The organism is Flavobacterium sp. (assembly GCF_003525665.1).
GTDB lineage: Bacteria > Bacteroidota > Bacteroidia > Flavobacteriales > Flavobacteriaceae > Flavobacterium.
This window is the reverse complement of sequence record NZ_DQDX01000005.1, coordinates 598-3942: the sequence shown is the minus strand read 5'-3', so window position 1 is coordinate 3942 and position 3345 is coordinate 598. Positions and strand designations below refer to the sequence as shown.

Sequence of the window (3345 nt, the reverse complement as noted above, 5' to 3'; positions counted from 1 at the left end):
GCTTTAAAATTATCATCATCAAACATTGGATTATAATCGCTTAACAAAAAAATAAATAAACAAAAGAAAAGCACTAATAAAATTAATGTGCCTTTTAAAAGTTTATATATTAATTTCTTTCTACGATTCATTCTACAAATGTAACACTTCAATTTCTTCTCCTATATATATGAGTGATTTTTTCTCTACTTTAAAACCCATATCTTCAATAGATTTTTGATAATTCTCGAGTTGGGTTTTGTGTTTTGGCAAATGTTGACCTGTTTTATAATCTAAAAGATATACTTTTTTGTCTTTCGAAATAGACATTCTATCTGGTTTTACGATGTTTCCTTGTTTTTGAATGACGGTTTGCTCGTTCATCACTTTGTGTTCCTCCGAAAAATAATCGGTTAATTCTTTGTGATTTACAATTTCATAAATCGTTGCCAAAACTTCTTCTTTTTGACTTGAAATGATTAATCCGTTTTCGATGGCTTTGGTTATTGCTAAATCGATGTCGTTTTTAGTTTTTACAAATGCCAAGATTTCGTGAATGATGTTTCCAAATTCAATCGCTTTTTGTTGTTTGGTATTCCACATAATGCTTTCGCGTTGTGCAATTTTGATATTTTTCGGATTTAATGTTTCCGAAAGTTGCGGAATTGTTAATGCATTTGAAACTGCTTCTTTGGTTGTAGAAATTTTTTCATTCGAACCAAATTCATATTCCAATTGTTCTTCTCTAAATTCACTTCCTAAAAATTCGATAAAGAACGTCGCCATATTATTAGGTAATTCTCCTTTGCTGTTTTCAGAAACCAATCCTGAAATCACATATAATTGTTCTTCGGCACGAGTTAACGCAACGTACAAGACATTAATATTGTCTAATAAATCTTCTTCTTTTTTCTGATTGTAAACTTTTGATGCTTCTTCACCAAAATTCTCGACGTCTTTGTTTTTAGAAACTAATGCTTTTGGTAATCCAATTTGTTCTTCGTCGGCTGCAATCCAAATTTTATCTCCCAAATTTTGCGAATAATTTTGTTCTGCAAATGGGAAAATAACCACCGGAAATTCCAAACCTTTCGATTTATGAATCGTCATAATTCTAACCGCGTCATTTCCTTCGGGCGATGGAATGCTCAATTTCTCTGAATTGTTTTCCCAATAAGAAAGAAAATCGGAAATTCCAGATTGTTTTTTTAAATCGTGTTCCAAAATCAAATCCAAGAAGTATTGGATGTAGGCATTACGTTTTTCAATTGGAATTACTTTTGAAATTATGATTTCGGTTGCTTCATAAAGTGCTTTTTTTCGAATGTTTTGAAACGAAAAAACTCCCGAAGTTTCGGGAATAATTTCGGCCAACCAATTTTGAAATTCCAATTCGTTTTTTAGCTCCATTCCTTTGGCAATAAAATCGTGAATTGGTAATGCTGATTGATGATTATTTGCCAAATAATATAAGAAATTGGCTTTAGATTCTAAATCATTTACATTTTTTAAATATCGCAATATATAAATACAGGTTTGCACTTCTGAAGACGCACCAAGCAACAAACTTTCAGAAGAAACTATTGGAATTCCATTTTCAATTAGATGATTAGCGATGGCAGTTCCAGGTTTTTTATTTCGTGTTAAAATTACGATGTCTTTATAATTAAATCCGTTGGCTTTTACTTTTAAAATAGTATTTAAAGTCGCTTCCAAATACAAATCGTTTTTGTCCAAACTATCTTCTCCCGAAGCTTCGGGATTAACCTCATCTTTATCAATTTTTGGAATAAAACTCACGTTTACATAACCGCCTTTTTTATCGTTAAATTCTTGATGAGAATGGTTTTCATACAAATCTTTGTAATCTTTATTGGCAAATTTGGATGCTAAAAATTTGAAAAACTTATTATTAAAATCAATCACTTGCTCATAACTTCTCCAATTAATTCCGAGTGGAAAAAGTTCTTTACTAGGATTTACAAACGGATTTTTATCTTTACTTAATTCGATAAATTGTTCTGCTTTTCCGCCACGCCAACGATAAATGGACTGTTTTGGATCACCAACAATCATTAACGAACCGCGAGTTCCATCTAAATCTTCGCTCGAAAGTGCATTATCAATCAACGGAATTAAATTCTGCCATTGCATTTCGGACGTATCTTGAAATTCGTCGATGAAAAAGTGTTTGTATTTTTCACCTAAACGCTCATAAATAAAAGGTGCTGGTTGGTTTTGAATTTGCTCGTTTATTAGCTTATTGAATTCAGCAATAGAAAGTATATTTTGCTCTTTTTGAATCTCTTGCAATTTATTACTCAAGGTATTCATCAAGGAAAGTGGCGTAATGTTTTTTAAGAACGCTTCGTAGAAATTTTTCTTTTCAAATTTGGTGTAAATCGATTTTAAAATGGCTAATAATTCTGGAATAATGCTTTCGATTATTGCACCATCTTTTGCGGTTTTATTGATTTTTATATCTTCAAATTCGTGATAGGTTTTATTATTTGGATTGTATTTTCCTTCTTGAATACTTACTAAATGTTTTGGAAAATAACCACCAGAAAAGGATTTTAAATCAATTCCATTTTTATCAATCAAAAGCAATGCTTCTGTGGCTTGAGCGATAGTTTCGGCTTCAATTTCTTTACAAAATTCTACTAATTTGTTTTTGATTTCAACAAACTCGGCAATCGATTTATTGTTGAAATGACTTATTTCTTCTCGATTGTTTTCGTTTAAAATTAATCTGCCTGTATTCATAATTTCACTTGAAACATCCCAACTTTTATCATCGTCAGTTTTTTCCATTGTGAAATTCACTAGAAGATTGGTCAGTGTTTCATCTTCGCCTGCTTGAGCGATTATGGCATCAACGGCTTCTGTTAAAAGATTTTCGGTATCAAGTGAAACATCAAATGTTATTGGTAAATTCAAGTCATGTGCAAAGGCTCGAATAACTTTATGCGTAAATTTATCGATAGTGGAAATATCAAAAGCAGCATAATTGTGAATTAGGTGTTTGATGATATTTTTGGCTTTCAGTTTGATATCAAATAACGAAATTCCGGTTTCTGAATGAATGACTTGCATTAAACTCAGCGCTTTTTCGGAAGGATTATCTTTTGCAAATTCAGACAAACTATCAACAACACGGCTTTTCATTTCGTGCACCGCTTTGTTGGTAAAAGTAATTGCGAGAATGTTGCGATAGGCATCTTGCTTTTTGGACAAAAGAATGATTTTGAGGTATTCTTTTACCAAAGTATAAGTTTTACCCGATCCTGCAGATGCGTCGTATATAGAGAAAGCTGGTTTACTCATTTGATTTTTGATTGCTGATTAACGATTTTTGATTTTAGA

At 31.6% G+C, this 3345-nt stretch carries 1 protein-coding gene; it reads right to left on the bottom strand.

The genetic code is table 11. The features are described from left to right. Window positions 1-132: 132 nt before the first annotated feature. On the bottom strand, window positions 133-3306 hold the full coding sequence (locus DIU01_RS00415) for an exodeoxyribonuclease V subunit beta (protein WP_290831293.1): 3174 nt from the start codon (window positions 3304-3306) through the stop codon (window positions 133-135). Between the last annotated feature and the right edge of the window lie 39 nt (window positions 3307-3345).

Coding starts and splice junctions, on each gene's coding strand:
- DIU01_RS00415 (WP_290831293.1), bottom strand. CDS start 3,306: ATGAGTAAACCAGCTTTCTCTATATACGACGCATCTGCAGGATCGGGT.